The organism is Citrobacter sp. Cpo090 (assembly GCF_030332665.1).
Taxonomy (GTDB): domain Bacteria; phylum Pseudomonadota; class Gammaproteobacteria; order Enterobacterales; family Enterobacteriaceae; genus Citrobacter; species Citrobacter portucalensis.
The window spans coordinates 1,007,048-1,032,996 of record NZ_JAOWHK010000025.1; the positions used below are offsets into that span (position 1 = coordinate 1,007,048).

Below are 25,949 nucleotides of genomic sequence, written 5' to 3' on the forward strand. Positions count from 1 at the left end.
GGCGCTTAGCGCAGGTTGACCAGCGTGTTGAGGATCTGATCCTGGGTTTTGATGGTCTGCGCGTTCGACTGATAGTTACGCTGAGCGACAATCATATTCACCAGTTCTTTACTCAAATCCACGTTTGACGCTTCCAGCGCGCCGTTGGTCAGCTTGCCGAAGTTACCTTCACCTGCGGTCCCCAGCAGCGCAACGCCGGAAGACTGAGTGGCTGCCCAAACGTTGTCGCCCTGAGACGCCAGACCTTCGTTGTTGGCAAAGTTTGCCAGCACGATCTGTCCCAGAACCTGTTGCTGTTCGTTGGAGTAGTTACCGACCACAGTACCGTCATTGTTAATCTGGTAGCTCACCAGATCGCCCGGCTTGTAGCCGTTCTGATTCGTGGCAACGATGTTGTTGGCACCGGTGTTCTGCTGCATGGAGTTCAGGAAGCTCAGGGAGAAATTAGCAACATCTGCGCCGTTAATCTGCCCTGTATCGATTCTGATATCCTTTGGCCAGACGGCTGGAGCCGTCGGTGGTACTTCGGCTGCCGTGGCGCTAATCCCTAAAAACACACCGTTTTCGTTAAAGCGCATAAACCCGGCTGATTTTGCAGGATCGCCGGTTGAAGCATCCTGAGTGTGAACTTCCCAGGTATTGCTCTGCGCATTTTTGACATAAAAAATATTCATGTCATGGGCATTACCCTGGCTATCGAAAACGGTAACGGTGCCTTTTTTGTTGTAGGAATCGGCATCGCTTGGGTTAAACGGGGTCTTGGTAGGAACCTTGTCAGTGGAGTTCAGGTTGACCTGCATTGACGCAGTGGTGGTTGATTTAGCCGCCATCAGCGTATTCGGGATAGTGATCGGTGCCGGGTTCGCACCCTGCTGAACTGTCGGCGGTGTACCGGTAGCCGGATAGCCTGTCAGCTGTAGCCCCTGCATGTTAACAATATTGCGGTTTTCATCGAGTTTGAACTGACCGTTACGGCTGTAGAAAACAGAACCGTTACTGTCTACCATACGGAAAAAACCGTTCTGGCTGATAGCAACATCCAGACCACGTCCGGTGTTGGTGGTAGTACCGTCGGTAAAGTCCTGAGTAATACCCGCAACTTTAACGCCCAAACCGACTTTCGAACCGGCAAACATATCAGCAAAAGATGCCGTGCCAGATTTAAAACCGTAGGTGGCGGAGTTGGCGATGTTGTTACCAATGACATCGAGGTTGGTCGCTGCAGCGTTCAGACCGCTGACCGCTTGAGAAAAGGCCATGACTTACTCCTGATAAGTGTGAAGGCTTAAATTATCTGCCGTACTTCGTCGAGGGTGGTGGTTCCATAGGTGCCAAGATCCAGCGTATTACCGCCGTTACTGCGAATAACGCCCTGCACCAGCGCAAACTGAAGCGGCTGTGCCACCAGTTGCGTTCCGCCATTACTGGCAGCAATTGACACGTTGTAAGAACCGCTTGGTGCATCCGTGCCATCGGTCATGGTGCCGTCCCAGGTAAAGGTATGAACGCCCGCTTTCAATCCACCAATGTCAATGGTGCGTACCACTTTGCCGTCTTTATCGGTAATGGTTGCGGTAACCTTATCTGCCGGTTGCTGCAGTTCAACGCCAAATGGTGTTGTCGTGGTTTTGGCACCTTCTTCTGTCCCTTTACCGGTCAGAATGGTCGTACCCGGGATCATGACACCGTGACCAATCAGCGTACTGGCCTGCAGCGACTGACTGTTGTCGATCTGTCCGGAGATCGATCCCAGCGTAGTGTTCAGTTTCTCAATCCCGCTCACTGTACTGATTTGCGCCAGTTGGGTAGTCAGTTCGTTGTTTTGCAGCGGGTTAGTTGGATCCTGGTTTTTCAGCTGTGCAACCAGCAGCGTCAGGAAGCTGCTTTGCAGATCAGCAGCGTTGTTGCCCGTCAGCGAATTCTTCCCCGTGGCGTCATTAACGCCAGTGGTGCTTGGGTCATTCATTTTTACAGCAATAGACATGTGCGCCTCCTTTACTGGCCTAGCGTCAGCGTTTTAAGCATCAAGCTTTTCACGGTGTTGAGCACTTCGACGTTTGCCTGGTAGCTACGTGAGGCAGACATGGTGTTGACCATCTCGCCAACAACGTCCACATTCGGCATTTTTACGTAGCCGTTCGCATCGGCCAGCGGATTACCGGGTTCATAAACCAGCTTATCCGGCGCCTGACTTTCAATGACGTCAGCGACTTTTACACCACCTGTCGCCGCGCCTGGCGCAGCATCTACCTGAAAAACAACCTGCTTTGCGCGATACGGCTGACCGTCGGGTCCGCTGACGCTATCCGCATTCGCCATGTTGCTGGCCGCGACGTTCAGTCGTTTAGACTGAGCCGTCAGCGCAGAACCTGCGATATCAAAAATATTTAACAGCGCCACGAATTAGTTCCCTCCTTGCAGCACGTTCATCATGCCTTTGATTTGTCCACCCAGCGCCGTCAGCCCCATTTGATATTTGAGGCTGTTGTCTGCAAATTGCGTGCGCTCCCGGTCCATATCTACCGTGTTGCCATCAAGAGACGGCTGATCAGGAATACGGTAGAGCAGCTCCGTAGACGGCGCAGAAACGGTCTGGGCTGGAATGTGTTGTGCAGAGGTCAGCGTCAACGAAACGCCGCCGGTTTCTTCCCGTCCTCGCACCATGACTTTTTTTAATTCACTGGCGAAATCCAGATCGCGCGCCTGGTACCCCGGCGTGTCGGCATTGGCAATGTTGGCCGCCAATATTTCCTGGCGTTGGGCGCGCAAATTCAGCGCTTCCTGTTGAAAACGTAAGGCGGCGTCGAGCTTATCGAGCATATCTCCTCCGCAAATGACAAAATTCAGCCGACAGCTTAAATCCCATTACGCGCGCGTTATCGCCGGAATAAACGCAAAATGCGTCGCTATTTGTTGCGTTGATGACTGCGTCACACAGGTAAAATCCTGCCACTACCTGAAAAAGCGCGAGGTTTTGATGCAAACGTTTAAACGTGGAATGGTCGTGGCAGCACTGCTGTTCAGCCCTATGACGATGGCGCAAGACCTGAATTCGCAGCTAACGGCATGGTTTTCCCAGCGTCTGGCCGGGTTTAGCGATGAGGTAGTCGTCACTATCCGAACGTCACCAAACTTATTGCCCAACTGCGAACAACCGGCATTAAGCGTGTCAGGTAGTGCGAAACTGTGGGGTAATGTGAATGTGCTTGCCCGCTGTGCCAACGAAAAACGTTATCTGCAGGTAAACGTGCAGGCGACGGGAAACTACGTAGTAGCCGCCGCGCCTGTAGCGCGAGGTAGCGCCCTGACCCCGGCCAGCGTAACGCTGAAACGTGGTCGACTGGACCAACTACCGCCGCGCGCTGTGCTGGATATGAGTCAGGTGCAGGATGCTGTGAGCCTACGGGATCTGGTGCCGGGACAACCGATACAGCTTTCGATGTTGCGCCAGGTATGGCGGATCAAGGCCGGTCAGCGCGTGCTGGTTATTGCCAACGGAGATGGCTTTCGGGTCAATGCCGAAGGTAAAGCGCTGAACAACGCCGCTGTCGCACAAAACGCGCGAGTGCGGATGATTTCAGGCCAGGTGGTGAGCGGCGTCGTCGATTCTGATGGGAATATTCTTATTAACCTATAATAGGTTAAAGATTTTTTAGCGTGTGCCGATAGATAAACAACCAATGATTACAGCGGGCCGCTATAGCGTAACCCCTCGATGAGGAAAAATAAAATGAGCATTGATCGTACCTCACCATTGAAGCCAGTAAGCACCGTTCAGCCGCGTGAAACCAGCGATGCGCCGGTACAAAAAGCGCGGAAGGAAAAAACCACCGCGACCACCAGCACCAGCGTCATGCTGAGCGACGCCCAGGCCAAACTGATGCAGCCCGGCACCAATGACATCAATATGGAACGCGTGGAAGCACTGAAAACCGCAATCCGTAACGGTGAATTAAAAATGGATACCGGAAAAATTGCCGACTCGCTGATTCGCGAGGCGCAGAGCTACCTACAGAGTAAATAAAGTATGACTCGTTTGTCAGAAATACTTGACCAGATGACGACCGTCCTCAATGACCTGAAAACGGTAATGGATGCTGAACAGCAGCAGCTTTCCGCAGGGCATATCAACGGCAGCCAGCTACAGCGTATTACAGAAGAAAAAAGCTCCTTGCTGGCAACCCTTGATTATCTTGAGCAGCAGCGCCGTCAGGAGCATGACGCCACGCGCAGCGCCAATGATGAGATTGCCGAGCGCTGGCAGACTATCACCATGAAAACACAGCACTTACGTGACCTCAACCAGCACAACGGTTGGCTGCTGGAAGGGCAGATCGAGCGTAATCAACAAGCAATACAAGTGCTGAAACCGCACCAGGAACCGGCGTTGTATGGCGCAAACGGTCAAACCTCTGCTGCGCACCGCGGCGGGAAAAAATTCTCTATCTGATGCAAGCCTGATAACGTTTTGCTTATCAGGCCTACGCTTTTTGTAGGCCGGATGCGGTGTGGTACCGCCATCCGGCATAGGATGCCCATTACGCCGTCCGGCGAACGAACTCTTTCACTTTAAAGCCCAGTACAGCAAGAGCGGCAAAGTAGGCAACGATTCCCACGACCACCACCGCCAGCAGACGCATCACACGCCACAACATCGTTCCCTGCGACCAGTCAGGCATGATATAGAGCATCCCTACCAATGCCGCCGACATCACCAGCACGGAAATCACCAGTCGCGTCAGGAACCAGGCCCAGCCCGGCAGTGGAGTGAATATTTTCTGTTTGCGCAGTTGCCAGTAGAGCAGTGAAGCATTCAGACACGCCGCCAAACCGATCGACAACGACAGTCCGGCATGCTTCAACGGCCCAATAAACGCCAGGTTCATCACCTGGGTCAGAATCAGCGTCACAATGGCAATTTTTACCGGCGTTTTAATATCCTGACGCGAGTAAAAACCAGGCGCTAATACTTTCACGATGATAATGCCAATCAGACCGACCGAATACGCCACCAGCGCGCGCTGGGTCATCGCCGCATCAAAGGCGGTAAATTTTCCGTACTGGAACAGCGACACCGTCAGCGGTTTGGCCAGAATCCCTAATGCTACGGCACTGGGTAACGCCAGCAGAAAGCACAGGCGCAGCCCCCAGTCCATCAGGCGGCAATACTCATCATGATTACCGCTGGAAAAACTTTTGGACAGCGACGGCAGCAGGATAGTCCCCAGCGCTACCCCCAGAACACCGGACGGAAACTCCATCAGGCGGTCAGCATAGTACATCCATGACACCGAGCCGGAGGCCAGAAACGAGGCGAAAATGGTATTGATGATCAGTGAGATCTGGCTGACGGAAACCCCCAGGATCGCCGGCCCCATTTGCTTGACGACGCGCATCGCCCCCGCATCGCGGAAGTTCACGCGTGGCAGTACCAGCATGCCAATTTTCTTCAGATGTGGCAGTTGATAAACTAGCTGCAGCACGCCACCAACGGTGACAGCCCACGCCAGCGCCAGCACTGGAGGATTAAAATAAGGCGCGGCAAACAGCGCAAAACCAATCATGCTGATATTCAGAAACGTCGGCGCAAACGCTGGAATGGAGAAGCGATTCCAGGTGTTAAGGATTGCACCCGCCAGTGAGGCCAGCGAAATCAGCAGAATATAAGGAAAGGTTATTCGCAGCAGTTGGGTGGTCAGTGTGAACTTATCTGCGGTATCGGTAAACCCTGGCGCGGTGACCATTATCACCCACGGCGCAGCAAGCATCCCGGCTACCGTCACCACGGCCAGCGCCAGCGTCAACAGCCCGGAAACGTAGGCAACAAACACGCGGGTAGCATCTTCCCCCTGCTTGCTTTTGTATTCAGCAAGAATCGGCACAAACGCCTGCGAAAATGCGCCTTCGGCAAAAATTCGGCGCAGCAGGTTAGGAAGTTTGAATGCCACAAAAAAGGCATCTGTCGCCATCCCTGCACCAAAGATTCTGGCGACAATCGCATCACGCGCAAAACCCAGCACACGTGAAAACATCGTCATCGAGCTGACGGCTGCCAGCGACTTTAATAAATTCATCTATGTTGTATTCCAGACTCTGAGGCAAAACCCCGACAAACCTGCCCGTAGGTCGGATAAGGCATTCTCGCCGCCATCCGACACTTTTGCTGTGCCTGATGGCGACACCGTAGCGCCTTATCAGGCCGACAAACCAGCCTATGGTTGAAAAGAGGTGTTATTTTGAGTGGGCATATAGTACCTGGATTACAATGAATTACTACCGCCAGATGTTACAGGGGGTTATTCAGCCATCGCCTCCCGCCACAGCTTTTCGACAACACGCTGGGCCAGTAGCGCCTGCTCGCCTGCCGTCTGGGGAACCGTCTGATTTTGCACGCACTCAATGAAATGACGCGCGCATCCGGCAAAACCTCGCTGTTCTAAGGTCGTTTGCCAGCCCGCTATCGGCTTATGAACAACACCTTGCCCACGCTCTTCCCGCCATTCCCGCATATCCGTAACGTCAATCAGGCCGCCGTCCGTCACCGCCTGCACGCTCTCGCGCTGACTACCGGCACGGCGATGCATACTGGTCGTTATCTGCATTTGCCCAACAGAAAAATGGTGCTCGGCGTAGAGCATCGCACCAGATTCATTGGTCAGCAGCGTGCCGTTATTTAACTGCGCCTGCCCTCCCGCCAGCCACAATGCGGTATCGACCACGTGCAGATAGTCGTCCAGCAGAGTGAAGCGCAGATCGTGCGGCCCAACGCTGTCCGTACGATGCTTATCCATACGTACAGACGCTGCGCTGCCCAACTGGGTTTTGAGATCCTGGTACAGCGGTGCAAATCGACGGTTAAACCCGACCATCAGCGTGAGTTTTTTCCGCGCGGCCAGCTCGACCAGTTGCTCAGCCTCGCGCAGGTTTTCCGCCAGCGGTTTATCCACGCACACGTGAACTCCGGCATTCAGCAATTCACTGACTACCGCATAGTGCGTCGCGGTGCTGGAATGAACAAAAACCGCGTCGCAGGTTTGCGCCAGATTCACCAATGAATCCACGTAGGGTATCCGCCAGGTTTCGCAGATAAGCTGCGCTTTTTCCCGCGAAGGTGAAAATGCCCCTTGCAACGTCCAGTCCGCGGAGGTGCCCAGCACGGGTAGCCACGCCTTTTGTGCAATACCGCCAAGGCCGACTACACCGATACGCAATTTATTCACGTTAGTCTCCCAGGTGCGCCAGCAAGGAATCAAGCCGCTGCTTAAGTTCTGCGACTTCCGTTTCCAGCGCTTCCACGCGCGCCTGCAGATCGCCGGAGGCTACAGGGAGTTCATCTGCCGCGGCAATGGCTTCATCAACTTCACCACAAAACAGGTGCATATAACGGCTTTCACGTTTACCCGGCTCGCGCGCCAGGCGAACCACATAAGGCCCATCTTCCCGGTTCGCCAGATTTTCCAGCGTCGACTCCACTTCGGCCATATCGCTGAATTCGTACATACGGGATGCGCGGCTACGCAGTTCACCAGGCGTCTGAGCGCCCCGCAGCAGCAGTGTGGTGATTATGGCCACCTCTGCGGCGCTAAGCTTCAGATTGCCAAATTCAGAGTTGCAGAAACGCTGCTCATATTTCGTGACGCGATTGCCAAAGCCGCTCACCGTGCGCAGAAAATGTCGCTTAACCAGGTTATCCAACTGCTCCTGCACGTCCGATTCCGACAGGTTCATCACCGGTTCACGATTCGTTTTTTGATTGCAGGCTGTTACGACTCCATTAACGGAGAGTGGGTACTGTTCCGGCGTGGTCACTTGTTTTTCTAATAAACAGCCAATCACTCGTGCTTCGGTGGCGGTTAATTCGTATTTCATCGTCTTCTCCATTAATCATGGCTGCATCTGAAACTTAGCGGCCGGGGGTCCATTCTGATGTGGTCAACGCCGTCAGCACGTGATCGCGCCACTGCCCGTCAATCAGCAGGTAGTCTTTGGCATACCCTTCTTTTTCAAAACCCAGTCGCGCCAGCAGGTCACCGCTGCGCTTATTATGTGGCATGTAGTTAGCCATAATGCGGTGAATATGCTGCGTTCGCTGCATATAACGGATGGCCGAGGTTAAGGCTTCATACATTAGCCCCTGGCCCTGCCATTTCTGCGCAATGGAGTAGCCGAGATAACAGGCATGGAAGGATCCCCGCACCACGTTTGAGAAGTTCGCAACCCCGATAATCTCTTTTTCATCCGGATCGAGCAGCGCAAAGTAATAAGCGGTACCCTGTTTATGAAACTCAGAGATCATGCTCAGACGCGCCTGCCAGCCGGACGGATAGCAGTGGCTTTCGTCGCGAATAGGTTCCCAGGGTTTTAAGAAATGACGATTTTCCGCGTAATAATCTGCCAGACGCCAGGCATCACGCTCATGCACTAAACGCACGACCAGGCGGTCCGTGGTTAAGCGCACTTTTGGCACGTTACTGCGATAGCCAAACATTCTATACCTACTCCTTCCCGTAACGTCTTCAATACGCTATTCGCATTACTATACCTGTGCGAATACACCCTGTGAAAAGAGCAAAATGCCATTTTTTGAATTATTCACACATTTTGATGAAAACTCTCTATCAAGACGGACTTTTGATAAAAAAATATTGTCCCGCGAAGGGTGGGAAAAGCGATGACGACACCGCAGAATAGGAGGTGCTTATCTTTTAAACTCTATCCAGAGTGACGAGTTTTTCCCTGGAGGGGAAATGTCGCAAGTCTCGCAGGCAAGGAACCTGGGTAAATACTTCCTTCTCATCGATAATATGCTGGTCGTGCTGGGTTTCTTCGTCGTTTTCCCGCTGATCTCAATTCGTTTCGTCGACCAAATGGGCTGGGCCGCCGTGATGGTCGGTATTGCACTAGGATTACGTCAATTCATCCAGCAGGGGTTGGGTATTTTCGGCGGTGCTATCGCGGACCGTTTCGGTGCAAAACCGATGATCGTCACCGGCATGCTGATGCGCGCTGCCGGGTTCGCCACCATGGGCATTGCCCATGAGCCGTGGCTGCTATGGTTTTCCTGCTTTCTCTCCGGACTGGGCGGTACGCTGTTCGACCCTCCCCGCTCGGCGCTGGTGGTCAAACTGATCCGCCCGGAAAAGCGCGGGCGCTTTTTCTCTATTCTGATGATGCAGGATAGCGCCGGGGCCGTGGTTGGTGCGTTGCTCGGCAGTTGGTTATTGCAATACGATTTCCGTCTGGTCTGTGCCACCGGCGCAATTTTGTTCGTTCTGTGCGCGGCGTTTAACGCCTGGCTGCTCCCGGCATGGAAGCTGTCGACGGTGAAAATTCCGGTGCGCGAAGGAATGAGCCACGTGATGCATGACAAGCGCTTTGTCACCTATGTGCTGACGCTGGCAGGCTATTACATGCTGGCGGTACAGGTGATGCTGATGCTGCCAATCATGGTGAACGACATCGCAGGTTCACCGGCCGCCGTGAAATGGATGTATGCCATCGAAGCGTGCCTCTCATTGACGTTGCTCTACCCGATTGCCCGCTGGAGTGAAAAACGTTTTCGCCTTGAGCATCGCCTGATGGCCGGTCTGCTGGTGATGTCTCTGAGCATGATGCCGATCGGTCTGGTCGGGAATTTGCAGCAGTTGTTCACCCTGATCTGCACGTTCTATATTGGCTCGATAATCGCCGAACCCGCGCGTGAAACCCTGAGCGCCTCGCTGGCGAACGCTCGGGCCAGAGGAAGCTATATGGGCTTCAGCCGACTGGGGCTCGCTATCGGCGGCGCGATTGGTTATATCGGTGGCGGCTGGTTGTTTGACATGGGCAAGGCCCTGGCACAGCCTGAACTGCCCTGGATGATGCTCGGTATTATCGGCCTCATCACCTTCCTGGCATTGGGCTGGCAGTTCAGTCTCAAACGCCCAACGCGTGGTATGCTGGAGCCAGACGCCTGATAGCCGAACCTGCGTCCGGGCGCTTTTCAGTTTTTTCTGCTGGCGTCCGGGATGCTGGTACTCGATGATGCTTTGTGTCACGATTACGCCACATGCATCATGTTGAGGAACCCCATGAAAAAGTTTTTTTTTGCCGCTGCACTGATTGTCAGCGGCCTGTTGGTTGGTTGTAATCAACTCACGCAATACACGGTTAGCGAGCAAGAAATTAATCAGGCCCTGGCAAAGCATAATAACTTTTCTAAAGATATCGGCTTGCCCGGCGTTGCTGAAGCACACATCGTACTAAATAATCTCGCCAGTCAGATTGGCCGTGAAGAACCCAATAAAGTGACGCTGACCGGTGACGCCAACCTGGACATGAATTCCCTGTTTGGCAGTCAAAAAGCGACCATGAAGCTGAAGTTAAAGGCCTTACCGGTATTCAACAAAGAGAAAGGCGCAATTTATCTGCAAGAGATGGAAGTCGTGGATGCGACCGTTACACCAGAAAAAATGCAGTCGGTACTGCAAACGCTGATGCCTTATTTAAACCAGTCGCTGCGTAACTATTTCAACCAACAGCCAGCCTACGTTCTGCGGGATGACAGCAGCCAGGGTGAAGCACTGGCGAAAAAACTGGCGAAGGGTATTGAGGTGAAGCCGGGCGAAATCATCATCCCGTTCACCGACTAAGAAACTGAGGGCGCCGATGCGCCCTTTTTTTCGTGCAAACGAAAACGTTTCCGCTTATCCTTTGTTTCCGGCAAAAAAGACTATCCTCAGCCGGAGCATATTAATGACTGCACCATCCCAGGTTTTAAAGATCCGCCGCCCAGACGACTGGCATCTTCACTTTCGCGATGGCGACATGTTAAAAACTGTCGTGCCCTACACCAGTGAAATTTATGGTCGCGCCATTGTCATGCCGAACCTGGCACCGCCCGTCACCACGGTTGACGCGGCTATCGCTTATCGCCAGCGCATTCTTGACGCGGTACCTGCCGGACACGACTTCACGCCATTAATGACCTGCTACTTAACGGATACGCTGGATCCCAACGAGCTGGAACGTGGATTTAACGAAGGCGTATTCACCGCGGCAAAACTCTATCCGGCCAATGCCACCACCAACTCGACGCATGGCGTAACCTCTATTGACGCCATCATGCCGGTGCTGGAACGGATGGAAAAATTGGGTATGCCACTGCTGGTACACGGCGAAGTCACGCATGCGGATATCGATATTTTCGATCGCGAAGCACGCTTTATTGAAACGGTGATGGAACCGCTGCGTCAGCGTTTGACCTCGCTGAAAGTGGTGTTCGAGCATATCACCACCAAAGATGCTGCCGAATACGTGCGCGACGGTAACGAGCTTCTGGCGGCAACCATTACGCCGCAGCACCTGATGTTTAACCGCAACCACATGCTGGTTGGCGGGATTCGCCCTCACCTGTATTGCCTGCCAATCCTCAAACGTAACGTCCATCAACAGGCGCTGCGTGAACTGGTTGCCAGCGGGTTTACTCGCGCCTTCCTCGGTACTGACTCAGCGCCGCACGCGCGTCATCGCAAAGAGTCAAGCTGTGGCTGTGCGGGATGCTTTAATGCACCGACCGCGCTGGGCAGCTATGCCACCGTGTTTGAAGAGATGAATGCGCTGGACCATTTCGAAGCCTTCTGCTCACTCAACGGCCCACAGTTCTATGGTTTGCCGGTAAATGAGAGCTTTATTGAGCTGGAACGCGTGGAGCACCTGGTTCCTGAAAGCATAGCGTTGGAAGACGATACGCTGGTGCCTTTCCTGGGTGGCGAAACGGTACGCTGGTCAATAAAAACTAAAAAAAGTGTAGCCAACCGATACGAATAACTGTATAAATAAACAGTACATTCCACAGGGGGCTACTATGCGTATTGAAGTCACTATTGCCAAAACTTCACCTTTACCTGCCGGTGCCATTGACGCACTGGCAGGTGAACTCTCCCGCCGTATTCAACACCATTTTCCGGATAACGAAGGTAACGTTACCGTCCGTTATGCCGGCGCAAACAATCTGTCGGTTATTGGCGCGACCAAAGAGGACAAAGAACGCATCAGCGAGATCCTACAGGAAACCTGGGAAAGCGCGGATGACTGGTTCATCAACGAATAAATAATGATATGCAGTGATGTTTGTTTGCCGGGTCGCCCCGGCTTTTTTATACACGCTATCTTGTAATCAATCGTGCATTTCTTCTGACGAGTATTTAATTTAATATTAACCCGCCGATTATCTTTTAACCAAAACAACAAAATAATTGTGCAACATACTAAAAAAAAATGAATAACATGTCGGTTTCTTAGTCAGATAACGCTGAAAACAAAAAATTTATGCCCTTCCCTCTTTAAATTTTCAATGAATACCCTTATTTATTGATATACTGAAGTTGCTTCAGAAAAAAACGCATTGAACCTCGAAAACCGTTGTCTAGTAACACGAATTAGGGGGCATGATGGAAAAGAATAATGAAGTCATTCAGACTCATCCGCTTGTAGGGTGGGACATCAGCACTGTTGATAGCTACGATGCGCTGATGCTGCGTTTGCACTACCAAACCCCGAATCGCCCTGACCCGGATGGGACTGAAGTTGGTCAAACGCTCTGGTTAACCACTGATGTTGCCAGGCAATTTATTTCGATATTAGAAGCAGGAATCGCCAAAATTGAATCTGGCGATTACCAGGTAAATGAGTATCAGCGACATTAAACCTGATACATCCAACCATCAAAAGGCACCTTAACGGTGCCTTTCTTATTTGCAGGTTGAATATTCCGGTTCAGTTATTTACCCTGCAACTATCGCGATTGCAGAGAGAAGCGGATGAAATACGACTTAATCATTATTGGCAGCGGTTCAGTAGGTGCCGCAGCTGGATACTATGCCACTCGTGCCGGTCTGAAGGTTCTGATGATCGATGCGCATATGCCACCACATCAACAGGGCAGCCACCACGGCGATACACGATTAATTCGTCATGCTTATGGCGAAGGTGAAAAATACGTGCCGCTGGTGCTACGTGCGCAAACATTGTGGGATGAACTGTCTACTCATAATGAAGAACCGATTTTTGTTCGCTCCGGTGTTATCAACCTCGGTCCGGCAGAGTCGACCTTCTTAGCGACTGCAGCACAAAGCGCAAAACAGTGGCAACTCAAGGTTGAACAACTGGATGCAGCGGCCATTATGGCTCGCTGGCCGGAAATTCGCGTACCTGACAACTATATCGGTCTGTTTGAAGCGGAGTCCGGTTTTTTACGCAGTGAGTTAGCAATTAAAACCTGGATCCGTCTGGCGGAAGAAGCAGGCTGTGCGCAACTGTTTAAATGCCCGGTCAGCGCAATTCATCACGGTGATGATGGCGTCACGGTAGAAACGGCTGACGGTGACTACCACGCGAAAAAAGCAGTGATCAGCGCCGGTACCTGGGTGCAGGCTTTAGTCCCTGAACTACCGATACAACCGGTGCGCAAAGTGTTCGCCTGGTATCAGGCCGATGGGCGCTACAGCGTTAAGAATAACTTCCCGGCCTTCACCGGCGAACTGCCAAATGGCGATCAATACTACGGCTTCCCGGCGGAAAACGACGAGCTGAAAATTGGTAAGCACAATGGCGGACAGGTAATTCATTCTGCAGAAGAGCGTAAGCCATTTGCCGCTGTAGCCAGCGACGGTTCTGAAGCCTTCCCATTCCTGCGCACAATTCTGCCTGGCGTTGGCTGTTGCCTGCACGGCGCATCCTGCACTTACGATAATTCACCAGATGAAGACTTTATAATTGATACTCTGCCGGAACATGACAACACGCTGATCATTACCGGACTGAGCGGACATGGCTTTAAATTTGCCTCTGTACTGGGAGAGATTGCGGCAGACTTCGCTCAGGACAAACCGTCTGACTTTGACCTGACCCCCTTCAGGCTAAGCCGTTTTAAGTGATAATAAATGAATGGCCTCGTTGGTGAGGCCATTTTTAATGACAGGAATAACGTCAATGCGCCGTATCTTTCACTATCTGGTTAATAATATTCGCGAGCATCTTATGCTCTACATTATTTTATGGTCGCTGCTGGCCATTATGGATGTAATATATATTATGTTTTTCTAATTCCTGCGCGCTGACAATAATTGACATAAATTGAGATTAGCTTAATTTTCATTGCAATAAACTGAACAATAATAAAAATTATAAACGCCCATAAACCAAGCCCTGTCACCTACTCTCACACTAATCCCTTGATGATTAATTCAATAATCACTCAATTTTATTGAACAAAAAATAAATATCATCATCATTGTTATTTATTAGTTGCATTAATGTCTTTTACACGCCATTTTCATTCACTTCTGAAATATTAAACGGTGTGCTTATGCAATTCAATAATAGTCCACAGCGCTATGGCGCAGTGTCAGCCACATTACATTGGCTGGTTGCGATTGCTGTATATGGCATGTTTGCGTTGGGGTTATGGATGGTCACGCTCAGCTATTACGACGGCTGGTATCACCATGCCCCCGAACTGCATAAAAGCATCGGCATCCTACTCATGATGGGACTGGTTATCCGCGTTGTCTGGCGGTTGTTCTCCCCTCCACCTGCTGCGTTGGCAAGCTACTCCCGTTTAACCCGCATCGCAGCGGCAATGGGTCACCTCGCACTTTATTTGCTGCTCTTTTCGATTGTCATCAGCGGATATCTGATTTCCACCGCAGATGGCAAAGCGATAAGCGTCTTTGGCTGGTTCGACATTCCTGCCACCCTGGCCAATGCGGGTTCCCAGGCCGACCTCGCCGGTAGCTTGCACCTGTGGCTTGCGTGGACCGTGGTGATTTTATCCCTACTGCACGGACTGATGGCCCTGAAACATCACTTTATTGATAACGACGATACCCTCAATCGCATGTTGGGAAAATCGTCATCTGACTATGGAGCTTAAAATGAAAAAAAACCTGCTGGGACTTACACTCGCCTCTCTGTTATTCACCACCGGGTCGGCCGTGGCTGCAGATTACAAAATTGACAAGGAAGGACAGCATGCCTTTGTTAATTTCCGTATTCAGCATCTGGGTTACAGCTGGCTGTACGGCACTTTCAAAGATTTCGACGGTACGTTTACCTTTGATGAGAAAAATCCCGCAGCCGATAAGGTTAACGTAACCATCAACACCAACAGCGTTGACACTAATCACGCTGAACGTGACAAGCATCTGCGCAGCGCAGATTTCCTTAACGTGGCAAAATTCCCGCAGGCGACCTTCAGCTCCACCAGCGTGAAGAAAGAAGGGAATGACCTGGATATCACCGGTAATTTGACCCTGAACGGCGTTACCAAACCGGTTACGCTGGACGCGAAGCTCATCGGTCAGGGCGGCGATCCTTGGGGCGGTACGCGTGCTGGTTTTGAAGCGCAAGGTAAGATTAAGCTGAAGGATTTCAACATCACCACCGATCTCGGCCCTGCGTCACAGGAAGTCGATTTGATCATCTCAGTGGAAGGTGTTCAGCAGAAGTAACGCAAGAATTGCCGGATGAGGTTCTGCCCCTCATCCGGCATTATGTTATTGCGCAGGGTCTGGAATACCCAGTTTGGTATTCAGGTGACCACGTGATTTATTAAAGATTTTGTTGCCATTTTCACGCCCCGCACGACGACGCCGTTGTTCCTCTTCCGGCAACTCACTCTCTTCGCTACACAGCTCGCTACAGCAGCCTTTATATTTCTGCGCACAAGCCGGGCACTGAATAAACAACAGATGGCAGCCATCATTTTTGCAATTAGTATGGCTATCGCACGCCGTGCCGCACTGATGGCAATGCGCGATAACATCTTCAGAGATCCTTTCGCCCATACGCTCATCAAAGACAAAGTTTTTACCGACAAAACGTACCGGAAGCCCCTGTTCACGCGCCTTGCGGGCATACTCAATAATACCGCCCTCAATGTGCCAGACTTTGCTAAATCCATTGTGTTTCATCCAGGCGCTGGCTTTCTCACAACGGATCCCACCCGTGCAGTACATCACGATTTTTTTATCTTTATGCGCCTGCATCATTTCAACAGCTTTCGGCAATTGGTCGCGGAACGTGTCTGCCGGGATCTCCAGCGCATTCTCGAAATGACCCACCTCATATTCATAGTGGTTGCGCATATCAATGAATACCGCTTCAGGATCGTCCAGCATGGCGTTAACTTCTGCAGCCTTGAGATAATCCCCCACGTTGCTGGCGTCAAAGTCTGGATCGTCAATACCATCTGCCACGATACGTTCGCGGACTTTCATTCGCAGTACCCAGAACGATTTACCGTCATCATCCAGCGCAATATTCAGACGTAAATCCTTCAATGCAGGATCAAACGCATAGAGCTGCTGGCGAAATGCCTCGACGTTGCTTTGCGGTACGCTGATTTGCGCGTTAATTCCTTCATGGGCAAGATAAACTCGCCCGAAGACGTTCAATGAGGTGAACCTCTGGTACAGCGCATCACGCGTGTGCTGAGGATTGGCAATGGTGAAATATTTATAGAATGAGATCGTCGTGCGCGGCTCGGTCTCGGCCAGCATTTTGGCTTTGAGGGCGTCGTTCGAAATGCGGTTGTGTAACACTGGCATGGTGTACGTATCCTGCAAATAGGGAATAAATGAAAATCGGCGGCATAATAAAGCAAACATCGCCAATTTACATCCACACATTTTACGCTACATTTCATACTTCACTATAAAATCGCAACAACAATTGCGGAATTAATCACCGTTCTCCCGTCACAAATTTTTGATACGCGCGAAAAGATGCGACAATACAGGGAATTGGTCGTTTGAAGACAGGATAGACATGACGAATTTACCCAAATTTTCGGCTGCGTTACTGCATCCACGTTATTGGTTAACCTGGCTAGGTATTGGCATCCTTTGGTTAATCGTGCAGTTACCCTACCCCATTCTCTTTAAGTTGGGTCGTGCATTAGGTCGACTGGCGCTACGTTTGATGAAACGTCGGGCAAAAATTGTTTCCCGAAATCTGGAACTGTGCTTCCCGCAGATGAGTGAGCAGGAACGCCAGCAGATGGTCGTCAAGAACTTCGAATCCGTAGGCATGGGCGTAATGGAAACCGGGATGGCCTGGTTTTGGTCCGATAAGCGTATTTCGCGCTGGACGGAAGTGATCGGAATGGAACATATCCGTGACGTTCAGGCACAAAAACGCGGGATCCTGTTAGTGGGTCTGCACTTTCTGACTCTTGAATTGGGTGCGCGTCAGTTTGGTTTGCAGGAGCCGGGTATTGGTGTGTATCGCCCTAACGACAACCCACTGCTGGACTGGCTACAAACCTGGGGCCGCATGCGCTCGAATAAATCAATGCTCGATCGTAAAGACCTGAAAGGGATGATTAAAGCCTTGAAAAAGGGCGAAGTGGTCTGGTACGCGCCGGATCACGATTACGGCCCTCGCGCCAGCGTGTTTGTACCACTTTTTGCCGTTAAACAAGCTGCAACAACCTCAGGGACCTGGATGCTTTCTCGCATGTCCAATGCCTGTCTGGTACCGTTTGTTCCTCGCCGCAAACCTGATGGTAAAGGGTATCAATTGATTATGTTGCCTCCAGAATGTTCACCACCGTTGGACGACGCAGAAACCACTGCCGCGTGGATGAATAAAATTGTTGAGCAATGCATCATGATGGCGCCAGAGCAGTATATGTGGCTGCATCGTCGCTTCAAGACGCGTCCTGAAGGCTCCCCTTCTCTGTACTGACGCAGTGTTGCAGCCCAGCGGGCTGCAACATGCTCCCTACCCGTTTTAGGTTTAACTGCTATCCGCATTGCAGCAACTATCAACCAGGCGCATAATTAGCCTGCTTACTTGTATTCAATCGATAGCGCAAACAGCGCATCACACTGCGGATCGCTATGTCACCCTCAGATGCCCCCATAAACTGGAAACGCAACCTCACCGTTGCCTGGTTAGGTTGTTTTTTAACCGGAGCAGCATTTAGCCTGGTCATGCCCTTTTTGCCTCTTTACGTCGAGAGCCTTGGCGTCACGGGCCATAGCGCCCTGAACATGTGGTCAGGTCTGGTCTTCAGCATCACCTTTCTTTTTTCCGCCATCGCCTCTCCTTTCTGGGGCGGCCTTGCCGATCGCAAGGGGCGAAAAATCATGCTGCTGCGTTCCGCGTTGGGCATGGCGATTGTGATGCTGCTGATGGGACTGGCGCAAAATATCTGGCAGTTCTTGATCCTGCGCGCCTTGTTAGGGCTGCTTGGTGGATTCATCCCCAATGCGAATGCACTTATCGCCACCCAGGTTCCACGTAATAAAAGCGGCTGGGCACTGGGAACGCTTTCAACCGGTGGCGTTAGTGGCGCACTGCTCGGGCCGCTAGCGGGCGGCCTTCTCGCGGATCAGTACGGACTGCGCCCCGTATTTTTCATCACCGCCAGCGTGCTGCTGGTCTGCTTCATCCTGACGCTATTTTTTATCCGCGAGCGTTTCCAGCCGGTGAGCAAGAAAGAGATGCTGCACATTCGTGAAGTCGTGGCCTCTTTAAAGAATCCCAAGCTGGTGCTGAGCCTGTTTGTCACCACGTTGATCATTCAGGTAGCCACCGGTTCTATCGCGCCAATACTGACACTGTACGTTCGAGAGTTGGCTGGCAACGTCAGCAATATTGCGTTTATCAGTGGGATGATAGCCTCTGTCCCCGGCGTTGCAGCATTAATCAGCGCCCCGAAACTTGGCAAATTAGGCGATCGGATTGGCCCGGAGAAGATCCTGATCGTCGCGCTGATCGTTTCCGTGTTACTGCTAATTCCAATGTCATTTGTCCAGACGCCCTGGCAACTTGGTGTTCTGCGCTTTTTATTGGGTGCGGCCGACGGCGCTCTGCTCCCGGCGGTACAAACGCTGCTGGTGTATAACTCGACCAATCAAATAGCTGGACGTATTTTCAGTTATAACCAGTCATTTCGCGACATCGGTAACGTAACAGGACCTCTAATGGGGGCAGCAATATCCGCCAACTACGGTTTTCGTGCTGTATTCTGTGTGACCGCGGGAGTCGTACTGTTCAACGCCCTGTACTCGTGGAATAGCCTGCGCCGTCGTCGGAGTACAGAGGTCGTGGGATGATTTGTGTATTCATATTCGCAGGTTCGGAATAATAAAATTATCTTACACTGCATATAGTTAAGTCTTAATAATAATAGTAACACACCTTATTTCTACCGGAATTTTTGGCTTCATACAAAGCGGCATCGGCATATGAAACAACCTTATCCGCTGATTCATCATCAATTTTGCTGCAATATACACCAATACTTATCGTCATTTTTTCTTTTAACTCATATGAATTTGGTACTGTCGTACCATTCTCTACATTTCACCTAATTCGCTCTGCAACAACAATTGCCTCATCTTTATCGTTACACTTAAGAAGGATCGCAAATTCTTCGCCACCTACTCTGGCAAAAATATCCGTATCTCTGATTGATTTATTGATAATATCGACAATGCTGATTATTACTCTGTCACCTTCCTGATGACCGTAGGTATCGTTAATCCGTTTGAATTTATCAATATCCAGAACCATTACACACACTGCGCCTTTTGCTAATGATGATTTTAATGACTTATAGAATAGCTTACGATTATATATTTTAGTCATTGCGTCTTTAATAGCTGAATCTGTTTCTTTTTTTAAGATGATGAAGGTGTTGTACATCAGTATTGAAATTATACACAGGGCACTTATCACCTCAATCCCTCGGCTAACATACCAAATATACATGCTATATTCATCTAGGCTCAGAAGTAGTACATTGGTCAATATTGCTGAGCAACACAGTAGCCCTATACTTTTCCACAAGATGTTGTGCGTTCTGGTTTTAATGATTAAATACAACAGGACCAGTCCCCAGGATACAATAAGCGAATAAATGTATCCAATATGCCAGTGCACCGTGACATTATCAGGCTTCAGGCTTGTGATCTCGAGTGTAAAATTAGGGTTGTAACTGGCCAGAGTGTGCGCCAGCACCGCGATAACAAGCATGATTAAAAAAGACAGAACGATATAGCAAGGTTCTCTTTCTTTGGTTTCAATAACTGTCGAGGATATTTTATAAGATTTCAATGAAACAAATAGCAGAGCGATGAAACTAATCTGCCGAAAATAATAGAATATAGCAATATCGTTAGTTCTTTTTTCGATTGAGGCATAATCATTAATCAAATCTTGAACGATGTAGATAGTCTCGACAAAAAATATGTTATTCCCAAGAAACGCCATGCCCAATATCATAAGGCAGGTGAGGTCTTTTCTACAAAGATACTGAAATAACATAAACAGGAAAATTATCCCATATAGAAAGAACAGCCCTACAATTATAATTAGATATACTGTTTGCGGGACACTTTGCATCGTTAATTTAAATTGCGTAAGACACAAACCGCCAAGAACATAGATAGCCAAACAGATTATATAGAAAGCCATTAGCCTTCCATTATTTGAATCACCGTTATCCATAACAACCTTAAGGGCATTCTTAATTTTGCATTTTATATAATAAAGCATAAGATTTTGCAAACTATTATACCCACACAACTTCAATGACATTAATTCATTTCTTATTTAATGGTTTCTTATAGATTTATAACCTTTGTCATTAATAATTTTTTATTATGTATACTATTTTAGTATCACTCACGCTATTCAAAAAAACCACACACAAAAGATCCTTTGTCACTACCAATGACACCACTAAGATTAGCCACTTTCATTGATTACCTCTGCAACACTTCTGTATTGGGCATTAATTTTCTCCTTTACTTTGATTGAGTTATGCAATGTTGATTCATAAGCGATCGCATTCCCCCTCTATAAAACATAAGAAATGGCGTTTAACACTGAAGATTTTCTAATATAACGCCAGCTTTTATTTTTTTGATTTTCATTACTACATTGCAAACCACATACATTACTCTTTTTTCTTGAATTTTTTTCCTGATATTACGTCGGCTTCAGTATCTGCCACTGTAAATTTTTTCATAAACAACCAAAGTTACTTTGACCTGGTTTCATAGGCATTGCAGGCAGTAATCATCTGATTGAGTTAGCCACGCAGCTAACGGGTTTGACGCTCTGCAGATCGCCGTCTATAGATTGAATCATCCCCCTTTATTGTTCGCCTTAGGAGAAGAAATATGGCAAAGAATGACATGAATTTTTATGCCACGTTGGAAGAGGCTATTGATGCGGCTCGTGAAGTGTTTCTGGCTGATAACCCTGACCTTGACTCAGACAACGCCAGCGTTCAACAGCTAAGCGTCCAAAAATACGTGCTACAGGATGGCGACATTATGTGGCAGGCGGAATTCTTTGCTGACGAGGATGATGTAGATGGTGAATGTCTACCAATGCTGAGCGGAGAAGCGGCCCAGAGCGTTTTTGATGGCGATTATGATGAAATTGAAATCCGCCAGGAGTGGCAGGAAGAAAATACGCTTCACGAATGGGATGAAGGTGAATTCCAGCTGGAACCTCCCCTGGATACCGAAGAGGGGCAGACCGCAGCCGATGAATGGGATGAGCGATAATTACTCGTAAGGTCCATGATGTATGTCGAGCGGCAGCAGCAACGTATCAAACACCAGCGAAAATGGCAGATCGAGGATAGTGACGTAGCGCCATGCGGAGTCCCGAACATCCCATTGCACGCCAGGATAGTATTGGTTTCCATGTCCTTGCCCTGGGATGGTGCGACTAATAATGCTGCCGCATCCGCTCAGGAAGAAGATCATTATTCCTACAGCCAATATTCGCACCTGCTACCTCACGACTCATTCTATTCAATATAAAAAAATACCGGCACCAGGCCGGTATTTTCATGTTACAGAACGCTTATTTCTTCCTGAGCGCCAACGGGTTCAGAGTCAGCCCCTGATAGTAGTTCACCCACGAAGAATACTTATCAGGTGAATTCCAGACGCGATAATGTAAACGTGCCATGGTCACCGGATCGCTCAACAATACAAGACGGCGATCGCGATTCAGTTTCTCCGGCGTTTCATTCAACGCCTGTTCCACATGACGATCGCGGGCAATCTCCAGCACGTTGCTGGCGCGGTGACGTGCAGTTGCCATTGCCGTGGCCAGCGCGTTAAACGACGGGTTAAACACCGCATGCATAAAGCCATCGTCCAGCGTACGTTTGCGGTTCATCACCAGATAGGTATCGGTATCCACCAGAACCTGCGGCGGAGAATACTCTTCCGGGATCAGGAACAGCTTCCAGCGCTTGGTACGTAACCCCACCGTGGAACGGCTGGAAATTACTGAAACAAACGGCGACAGGATCAGCGAGAAGACAATCGGTGCCAGCCAAAACAGGAATCGCAGATCCAGCCAGGCCATACCCACAGCCCACACCAGCCCCAACAGTAACTGGGAACCGTGACGCATAAACGCTTCACCCCACGGGGTCGAATCGTCATCACGCTGCGGCGAATTCCACACTACTTCCCAACCCAGGAAGGCGCTCACGACGAAGACGGTATGGAACAGCATACGCACCGGCGCCAGCAGCACGGAGAACAGAACCTCCAGCAGCAGCGACAGCGTAACGCGGATAAACCCGCCGTACTCTTTCGTCCCTTTACACCAGATGAGCAAAATACTCAGCAGCTTCGGTAGGAACAACAGCACCATCGTTGAAGCAAACAGCGCGATCGCCAGTTCAGGTCGCCATTGCGGCCATACCGGGAATAGCTGACGCGGTTGCAGGAAGTACTGCGGTTCCGTCAACGCATGCACCACCTGCAATGCGGTAGAGAGCGCGAGGAACATAAACCACAGCGGCGCGGACAGATAGGACATAACGCCGGTCAGGAATACCGCACGGTGAACCGGGTGCATCCCTTTCACCAGGAACAAACGGAAGTTCATCAGGTTGCCGTGGCACCAGCGACGGTCGCGCTTGAGTTCATCCAGCAGGTTTGGCGGCAGCTCTTCATAAGAGCCCGGCAAATCGTAGGCAATCCACACGCCCCAGCCAGCACGACGCATCAATGCCGCTTCCACGAAGTCATGGGAGAGGATCGATCCCGCAAACGAGCCTTCGCCCGGTAACGGTGCGAGCGCACAGTGCTCGATAAACGGCTTCACGCGGATAATTGCGTTATGGCCCCAGTAGTGTGATTCCCCTAACTGCCAGAAGTGAAGCCCTGCGGTAAACAGCGGTCCATAAACACGGGTCGCAAACTGTTGGCAGCGCGCATACAGCGTATCCATACCGGAAGCCTTCGGTGAAGACTGGATAATCCCGGCATTCGGATTTGCTTCCATCAGACGCACCAGGCCGCTCAGACAGTCACCGCTCATCACTGAGTCCGCGTCCAGAACCACCATGTAGCTGTACTGATTTCCCCAGCGACGGCAGAAGTCATCAATGTTGCCGCTTTTACGCTTCACGCGACGACGACGACGGCGGTAGAAAATCTGTCCTTCGCCCTGCACTTCGGCAATCAGTTCCATCCACGCTTTTTGTTCTGCCACGCAGATATCAGGATTGTAGCTGTCGCTCAGGATGTAAACATCGAAATGCTCGGCGTTGCCCGTTGCTTTCACCGATTCCCACGTGGCGCGAAGTCCCGCAAATACACGGTCAACGTCCTCGTTACAGATAGGCATAATCAACGCAGTACGGTGTTCGGGATTCAGCGGTTCATCCCCGACCGTTGAGGCCGAGATACTGTACTTATCTCGCCCAATCAGCAGTTGCAGGAAGCCCATCAGCGCGGTCCAGAATCCCGCAGATACCCAACAGAAAAGCACGGCAAACAAAATGAGAATGCCTGTTTGCAGCATGTAGGGCAGCAGTTGCATAAAGGAGACCCATAAATCCTGCCCCATCATGTCTACCGGATTAATGAATGCCCAACCCTGATACGGGAGGATCGTCTTCATATACCAGGTTGCTACGACCGTTTGCGCCAGCGTTAGAATCAACAGCGTATAGCGGCGAATGGTGCCAACAGTACGCCATTTTTGCTCACTCTCTTGTTCTTCTTTCGTCAAACGCGAAAGATAGCGAGGCGTCACATCGCGTCCACGCAAGCGATCCCAAAAACGGCCAACCGGGTTGGTACGCCAGGGATCGGGGAACATAGAGGTACGCGTTGCTTTTGGCATCGCCTGCAGCTGATCGCGGCCCTCATCGTCCTTCACCAACTGCTCTTTAGCCAAAGAATCCGGCCATGCTTGCTCAAGGCGAGCTTTCACAGACCCCTGCGGTGAATCGTCTTCGCGCGAGTAAGTACGATGCTCGGCATCCAACGCCTGATGAACAGCGCGGATGTCAGTTTTCGGCAGTGCCGCTTTCTCGATATCCGAAAGCGGCATTGCGTCAATATACTCAGTTGTCTTATTCATTGGCAGGTAACTGGTAGCTCCAGGTTTCACTCAGCGTCTGATCGGCATTAACCAAGGCAGCACGCATTTCAGTGGTTTTCTTCACGTCTTTCACTTTCACGCGCAGCATCAAACGCCAACCTTTAGATACCGGGTTGTAGCGCACAGTGCTTTCAACGATTTCGCCATTTTCGCCAATACTGGTTTGTGCGGTAACCTGGGTATCCTGCGGCAGCTTTTTCATATCTGTGCCGGTAAAGTCCACCACAAACGCGATGGTACCGTCAGGCTGACGAATCAGGTTGGACTGTTTTACATCACCGGTCGAACGACGAGTCTGCTGTACCCAGGCGCTTTCCGGCGCATGAAGCTTGTCTTCATCACGCGTGAACGTCAAAGTGTACTTGAAATTCATCTCTTTGCCCGCTTCAGGCAGTTGATCCGGTGTCCAGTACGCAACGATGTTATCGTTCGTTTCATCATTAGTTGGGATTTCAACTAACTCAATCTTACCTTTACCCCAGTCACCTTTTGGCGTGATCCAGGCGCTTGGGCGCAGATCGTAGCGATCGTCGATATCTTCAAAACGCGAGAACTGACGGCCACGCTGCAACAGTCCGAATCCTTGCGGGTTTTCCATAGCGAAGCTGCTCACCGCGAGATGTTTCGGGTTATTCAGCGGACGCCAAATCCACTCCCCGTTACCCGCATGGATAGACAAACCATTAGAATCATGCAGTTCCGGACGATAGTTTGTCGCCGGAGACGGCTGGTTCGGTCCAAACAGGAACATACTGGTTAACGGTGCCACACCCAGTTTGCCCACTTTGTCGCGCAGGTAAACTTTGGACTGAACATCCACGACCGTGTCGCGGCCTGGAATAATGACAAAACGATACGCTCCGGTTGCACGCGGAGAATCCAACAAAGCATAAATGGTTAAGCGTTTATCAGTCGGTTTCGGACGCTCGATCCAAAACTCACGGAAGCGGGGAAATTCTTCACCAGAAGGCAGAGCGGTATCAATCGCGAGGCCACGCGCTGACAGGCCGTAGACCTGACCTGCACCCAGAACGCGAAAATAGCTGGCACCGAGCATGCTGACGATTTCATCGTTTTTATCTTTGCTGTTGATCGGATACAGCACTTTGAACCCGGCAAAGCCGAGATCTTTTACCGTGTCTTTATCATGCTGAACATCGCCAAAATTAAAATAATCCGGGCTGTATTTGATTCTTTTCACCGCCGTGGCGGTAACTTCGTTGATTTTGACCGGCGTGTCGAAGTACATACCCTGGTGGTAGAACTCGAGCTTAAATGGGGTCTTGAGATTGCTCCAGTACGCTTTATCGCGATTGAACTGGATCTGTTGATAATCCGCATATTTCATGTCGCGGAAAACGGAGGGCAAGTTACTTTTTGGCGCCTCATAGCCTTTCCCGGCTAAGGATTGAGCTTGCTTTGCAACATCATCAATACTGAACGCCCAGCTCGATGATGTGTACAGCGTTAACATAACTGCTGCACCCAACCAACGCATTTTCATCATTTGTAGTTTATGTTTC

At 50.5% G+C, this 25,949-nt stretch carries 27 protein-coding genes and 1 pseudogene; 15 read left to right on the top strand and 13 right to left on the bottom strand.

Annotated elements, in window-relative coordinates; translation table 11 throughout:
• Positions 1-5: 5 nt before the first annotated feature.
• The 4 genes from flgE to flgB are packed head-to-tail and all read right to left on the bottom strand — an operon-like array spanning position 6 to position 2,820.
• Entirely contained in the window at positions 6-1,259 is a 1,254-nt protein-coding gene (flgE, locus tag OGY83_RS07575) for a flagellar hook protein FlgE (protein ID WP_079937971.1), read from the bottom strand.
• A gap of 26 nt (positions 1,260-1,285) precedes the next feature.
• On the bottom strand, positions 1,286-1,984 hold the full coding sequence (gene flgD, locus OGY83_RS07580; RefSeq protein WP_079937972.1) for a flagellar hook assembly protein FlgD: 699 nt from the start codon (positions 1,982-1,984) through the stop codon (positions 1,286-1,288).
• 11 nt (positions 1,985-1,995) lie between these two features.
• A complete protein-coding gene (gene flgC, locus OGY83_RS07585; protein ID WP_003036191.1) occupies positions 1,996-2,400 on the bottom strand; it encodes a flagellar basal body rod protein FlgC in 405 nt (134 codons plus the stop codon).
• 3 nt (positions 2,401-2,403) lie between these two features.
• Entirely contained in the window at positions 2,404-2,820 is a 417-nt protein-coding gene (gene flgB / locus OGY83_RS07590; protein ID WP_003036189.1) for a flagellar basal body rod protein FlgB, read from the bottom strand.
• A 157-nt stretch (positions 2,821-2,977) separates the two neighbouring features.
• Here flgB and flgA point away from each other — a divergent pair, with 157 nt between their 5' ends.
• The 3 genes from flgA to flgN all read left to right on the top strand — a co-directional run bounded on the left by flgA (position 2,978) and on the right by flgN (position 4,450).
• On the top strand, positions 2,978-3,637 hold the full coding sequence (flgA, locus tag OGY83_RS07595; RefSeq protein ID WP_286635612.1) for a flagellar basal body P-ring formation chaperone FlgA: 660 nt from the start codon (positions 2,978-2,980) through the stop codon (positions 3,635-3,637).
• A gap of 93 nt (positions 3,638-3,730) precedes the next feature.
• Positions 3,731-4,024 carry a flagellar biosynthesis anti-sigma factor FlgM gene (flgM, locus tag OGY83_RS07600; RefSeq protein WP_003832153.1) on the top strand — a complete coding sequence of 98 codons (294 nt, stop codon included), beginning with the start codon at positions 3,731-3,733 and terminating at the stop codon, positions 4,022-4,024.
• 3 nt (positions 4,025-4,027) lie between these two features.
• Positions 4,028-4,450, top strand: coding sequence for a flagella biosynthesis chaperone FlgN (gene flgN / locus OGY83_RS07605; RefSeq protein ID WP_016149928.1), 423 nt, complete (start codon positions 4,028-4,030; stop codon positions 4,448-4,450).
• Positions 4,451-4,538: 88 nt separating this feature from the next.
• Here flgN and murJ read toward each other — a convergent pair whose 3' ends face one another.
• The 4 genes from murJ to rimJ form a co-directional block, all read right to left on the bottom strand.
• Positions 4,539-6,074 carry a murein biosynthesis integral membrane protein MurJ gene (gene murJ / locus OGY83_RS07610; protein WP_286635613.1) on the bottom strand — a complete coding sequence of 512 codons (1,536 nt, stop codon included), beginning with the start codon at positions 6,072-6,074 and terminating at the stop codon, positions 4,539-4,541.
• 222 nt (positions 6,075-6,296) lie between these two features.
• Positions 6,297-7,220: a Gfo/Idh/MocA family protein gene (locus OGY83_RS07615; RefSeq protein ID WP_286635614.1), complete on the bottom strand. Its 924-nt coding sequence runs from the start codon at positions 7,218-7,220 to the stop codon at positions 6,297-6,299.
• A gap of 1 nt (position 7,221) precedes the next feature.
• Positions 7,222-7,869: a YceH family protein gene (locus OGY83_RS07620; protein ID WP_191233806.1), complete on the bottom strand. Its 648-nt coding sequence runs from the start codon at positions 7,867-7,869 to the stop codon at positions 7,222-7,224.
• 34 nt (positions 7,870-7,903) lie between these two features.
• Positions 7,904-8,488, bottom strand: a complete 585-nt coding sequence (rimJ, locus tag OGY83_RS07625; protein WP_003832145.1) for a ribosomal protein S5-alanine N-acetyltransferase — start codon at positions 8,486-8,488, stop codon at positions 7,904-7,906.
• Between the two features lie 259 nt (positions 8,489-8,747).
• On the opposite strand from rimJ, the gene mdtH reads away from it, so the two are divergent.
• The 9 genes from mdtH to OGY83_RS07670 all read left to right on the top strand — a co-directional run bounded on the left by mdtH (position 8,748) and on the right by OGY83_RS07670 (position 15,491).
• Positions 8,748-9,956: a multidrug efflux MFS transporter MdtH gene (gene mdtH / locus OGY83_RS07630; RefSeq protein WP_003832142.1), complete on the top strand. Its 1,209-nt coding sequence runs from the start codon at positions 8,748-8,750 to the stop codon at positions 9,954-9,956.
• Positions 9,957-10,070: 114 nt separating this feature from the next.
• A complete protein-coding gene (locus OGY83_RS07635; RefSeq protein WP_079937976.1) occupies positions 10,071-10,631 on the top strand; it encodes a lipoprotein in 561 nt (186 codons plus the stop codon).
• Positions 10,632-10,734: 103 nt separating this feature from the next.
• Positions 10,735-11,808: a dihydroorotase gene (gene pyrC, locus OGY83_RS07640; protein WP_286635615.1), complete on the top strand. Its 1,074-nt coding sequence runs from the start codon at positions 10,735-10,737 to the stop codon at positions 11,806-11,808.
• Between the two features lie 37 nt (positions 11,809-11,845).
• The gene (gene dinI / locus OGY83_RS07645; protein WP_003036157.1) at positions 11,846-12,091 is read left to right on the top strand and encodes a DNA damage-inducible protein I; all 246 of its coding nucleotides are present in this window, start codon (positions 11,846-11,848) and stop codon (positions 12,089-12,091) included.
• Between the two features lie 340 nt (positions 12,092-12,431).
• The gene (bssS, locus tag OGY83_RS07650) at positions 12,432-12,686 is read left to right on the top strand and encodes a biofilm formation regulator BssS (RefSeq protein WP_003036154.1); all 255 of its coding nucleotides are present in this window, start codon (positions 12,432-12,434) and stop codon (positions 12,684-12,686) included.
• 114 nt (positions 12,687-12,800) lie between these two features.
• Positions 12,801-13,916, top strand: a complete 1,116-nt coding sequence (gene solA / locus OGY83_RS07655; RefSeq protein ID WP_191233808.1) for an N-methyl-L-tryptophan oxidase — start codon at positions 12,801-12,803, stop codon at positions 13,914-13,916.
• Between the two features lie 55 nt (positions 13,917-13,971).
• Positions 13,972-14,085: a YceO family protein gene (locus OGY83_RS07660; protein ID WP_003036148.1), complete on the top strand. Its 114-nt coding sequence runs from the start codon at positions 13,972-13,974 to the stop codon at positions 14,083-14,085.
• A gap of 262 nt (positions 14,086-14,347) precedes the next feature.
• Complete coding sequence (locus OGY83_RS07665; RefSeq protein WP_286635616.1) at positions 14,348-14,914, top strand: cytochrome b; 567 nt, start codon at positions 14,348-14,350, stop codon at positions 14,912-14,914.
• Position 14,915: 1 nt separating this feature from the next.
• Positions 14,916-15,491 carry a YceI family protein gene (locus tag OGY83_RS07670; RefSeq protein WP_003832130.1) on the top strand — a complete coding sequence of 192 codons (576 nt, stop codon included), beginning with the start codon at positions 14,916-14,918 and terminating at the stop codon, positions 15,489-15,491.
• A 45-nt stretch (positions 15,492-15,536) separates the two neighbouring features.
• On the opposite strand, the gene trhO is transcribed toward OGY83_RS07670, so the two are convergent.
• Positions 15,537-16,589 carry an oxygen-dependent tRNA uridine(34) hydroxylase TrhO gene (gene trhO / locus OGY83_RS07675; RefSeq protein ID WP_286635617.1) on the bottom strand — a complete coding sequence of 351 codons (1,053 nt, stop codon included), beginning with the start codon at positions 16,587-16,589 and terminating at the stop codon, positions 15,537-15,539.
• 220 nt (positions 16,590-16,809) lie between these two features.
• Here trhO and OGY83_RS07680 point away from each other — a divergent pair, with 220 nt between their 5' ends.
• Positions 16,810-17,730, top strand: coding sequence for a Kdo(2)-lipid IV(A) acyltransferase (locus OGY83_RS07680; protein ID WP_286635618.1), 921 nt, complete (start codon positions 16,810-16,812; stop codon positions 17,728-17,730).
• 155 nt (positions 17,731-17,885) lie between these two features.
• Positions 17,886-19,106, top strand: coding sequence for a multidrug efflux MFS transporter MdtG (mdtG, locus tag OGY83_RS07685; RefSeq protein ID WP_079937982.1), 1,221 nt, complete (start codon positions 17,886-17,888; stop codon positions 19,104-19,106).
• 64 nt (positions 19,107-19,170) lie between these two features.
• On the opposite strand, the pseudogene OGY83_RS07690 reads toward mdtG, so the two are convergent.
• Positions 19,171-20,502: pseudogene (locus OGY83_RS07690) on the bottom strand (sensor domain-containing diguanylate cyclase).
• A 692-nt stretch (positions 20,503-21,194) separates the two neighbouring features.
• Between OGY83_RS07690 and OGY83_RS07695 the strand changes: the two are divergent.
• Entirely contained in the window at positions 21,195-21,572 is a 378-nt protein-coding gene (locus OGY83_RS07695) for a MysB family protein (RefSeq protein WP_123267752.1), read from the top strand.
• On the opposite strand, the gene OGY83_RS07700 is transcribed toward OGY83_RS07695, so the two are convergent.
• From OGY83_RS07700 to mdoG, 3 genes are all read right to left on the bottom strand, one after another.
• On the bottom strand, positions 21,573-21,800 hold the full coding sequence (locus OGY83_RS07700; protein ID WP_003832117.1) for a YceK/YidQ family lipoprotein: 228 nt from the start codon (positions 21,798-21,800) through the stop codon (positions 21,573-21,575).
• Between the two features lie 76 nt (positions 21,801-21,876).
• Positions 21,877-24,405: a glucans biosynthesis glucosyltransferase MdoH gene (gene mdoH, locus OGY83_RS07705; protein ID WP_032941800.1), complete on the bottom strand. Its 2,529-nt coding sequence runs from the start codon at positions 24,403-24,405 to the stop codon at positions 21,877-21,879.
• On the bottom strand, positions 24,398-25,933 hold the full coding sequence (mdoG, locus tag OGY83_RS07710) for a glucans biosynthesis protein MdoG (protein ID WP_286635913.1): 1,536 nt from the start codon (positions 25,931-25,933) through the stop codon (positions 24,398-24,400). The genes mdoH and mdoG overlap by 8 nt, the downstream gene beginning before the upstream one ends.
• Between the last annotated feature and the right edge of the window lie 16 nt (positions 25,934-25,949).

What these genes read in the sequence shown, in the direction of transcription:
- OGY83_RS07670 (WP_003832130.1), top strand. Translation starts at nt 14,916, where the DNA reads ATGAAAAAAAACCTGCTGGGACTTACACTCGCCTCTCTGTTATTCACC.
- mdtH (WP_003832142.1), top strand. Translation starts at nt 8,748, where the DNA reads ATGTCGCAAGTCTCGCAGGCAAGGAACCTGGGTAAATACTTCCTTCTC.
- murJ (WP_286635613.1), bottom strand. Translation starts at nt 6,074, where the DNA reads ATGAATTTATTAAAGTCGCTGGCAGCCGTCAGCTCGATGACGATGTTT.
- dinI (WP_003036157.1), top strand. Translation starts at nt 11,846, where the DNA reads ATGCGTATTGAAGTCACTATTGCCAAAACTTCACCTTTACCTGCCGGT.
- pyrC (WP_286635615.1), top strand. Translation starts at nt 10,735, where the DNA reads ATGACTGCACCATCCCAGGTTTTAAAGATCCGCCGCCCAGACGACTGG.
- flgB (WP_003036189.1), bottom strand. Translation starts at nt 2,820, where the DNA reads ATGCTCGATAAGCTCGACGCCGCCTTACGTTTTCAACAGGAAGCGCTG.
- OGY83_RS07680 (WP_286635618.1), top strand. Translation starts at nt 16,810, where the DNA reads ATGACGAATTTACCCAAATTTTCGGCTGCGTTACTGCATCCACGTTAT.
- flgN (WP_016149928.1), top strand. Translation starts at nt 4,028, where the DNA reads ATGACTCGTTTGTCAGAAATACTTGACCAGATGACGACCGTCCTCAAT.
- flgD (WP_079937972.1), bottom strand. Translation starts at nt 1,984, where the DNA reads ATGTCTATTGCTGTAAAAATGAATGACCCAAGCACCACTGGCGTTAAT.
- OGY83_RS07635 (WP_079937976.1), top strand. Translation starts at nt 10,071, where the DNA reads ATGAAAAAGTTTTTTTTTGCCGCTGCACTGATTGTCAGCGGCCTGTTG.
- OGY83_RS07695 (WP_123267752.1), top strand. Translation starts at nt 21,195, where the DNA reads ATGAATTTTTATGCCACGTTGGAAGAGGCTATTGATGCGGCTCGTGAA.
- OGY83_RS07620 (WP_191233806.1), bottom strand. Translation starts at nt 7,869, where the DNA reads ATGAAATACGAATTAACCGCCACCGAAGCACGAGTGATTGGCTGTTTA.
- flgE (WP_079937971.1), bottom strand. Translation starts at nt 1,259, where the DNA reads ATGGCCTTTTCTCAAGCGGTCAGCGGTCTGAACGCTGCAGCGACCAAC.
- solA (WP_191233808.1), top strand. Translation starts at nt 12,801, where the DNA reads ATGAAATACGACTTAATCATTATTGGCAGCGGTTCAGTAGGTGCCGCA.
- OGY83_RS07665 (WP_286635616.1), top strand. Translation starts at nt 14,348, where the DNA reads ATGCAATTCAATAATAGTCCACAGCGCTATGGCGCAGTGTCAGCCACA.
- rimJ (WP_003832145.1), bottom strand. Translation starts at nt 8,488, where the DNA reads ATGTTTGGCTATCGCAGTAACGTGCCAAAAGTGCGCTTAACCACGGAC.
- mdoG (WP_286635913.1), bottom strand. Translation starts at nt 25,933, where the DNA reads ATGATGAAAATGCGTTGGTTGGGTGCAGCAGTTATGTTAACGCTGTAC.
- flgA (WP_286635612.1), top strand. Translation starts at nt 2,978, where the DNA reads ATGCAAACGTTTAAACGTGGAATGGTCGTGGCAGCACTGCTGTTCAGC.
- mdtG (WP_079937982.1), top strand. Translation starts at nt 17,886, where the DNA reads ATGTCACCCTCAGATGCCCCCATAAACTGGAAACGCAACCTCACCGTT.
- bssS (WP_003036154.1), top strand. Translation starts at nt 12,432, where the DNA reads ATGGAAAAGAATAATGAAGTCATTCAGACTCATCCGCTTGTAGGGTGG.
- mdoH (WP_032941800.1), bottom strand. Translation starts at nt 24,405, where the DNA reads ATGAATAAGACAACTGAGTATATTGACGCAATGCCGCTTTCGGATATC.
- trhO (WP_286635617.1), bottom strand. Translation starts at nt 16,589, where the DNA reads ATGCCAGTGTTACACAACCGCATTTCGAACGACGCCCTCAAAGCCAAA.
- flgM (WP_003832153.1), top strand. Translation starts at nt 3,731, where the DNA reads ATGAGCATTGATCGTACCTCACCATTGAAGCCAGTAAGCACCGTTCAG.
- OGY83_RS07660 (WP_003036148.1), top strand. Translation starts at nt 13,972, where the DNA reads ATGCGCCGTATCTTTCACTATCTGGTTAATAATATTCGCGAGCATCTT.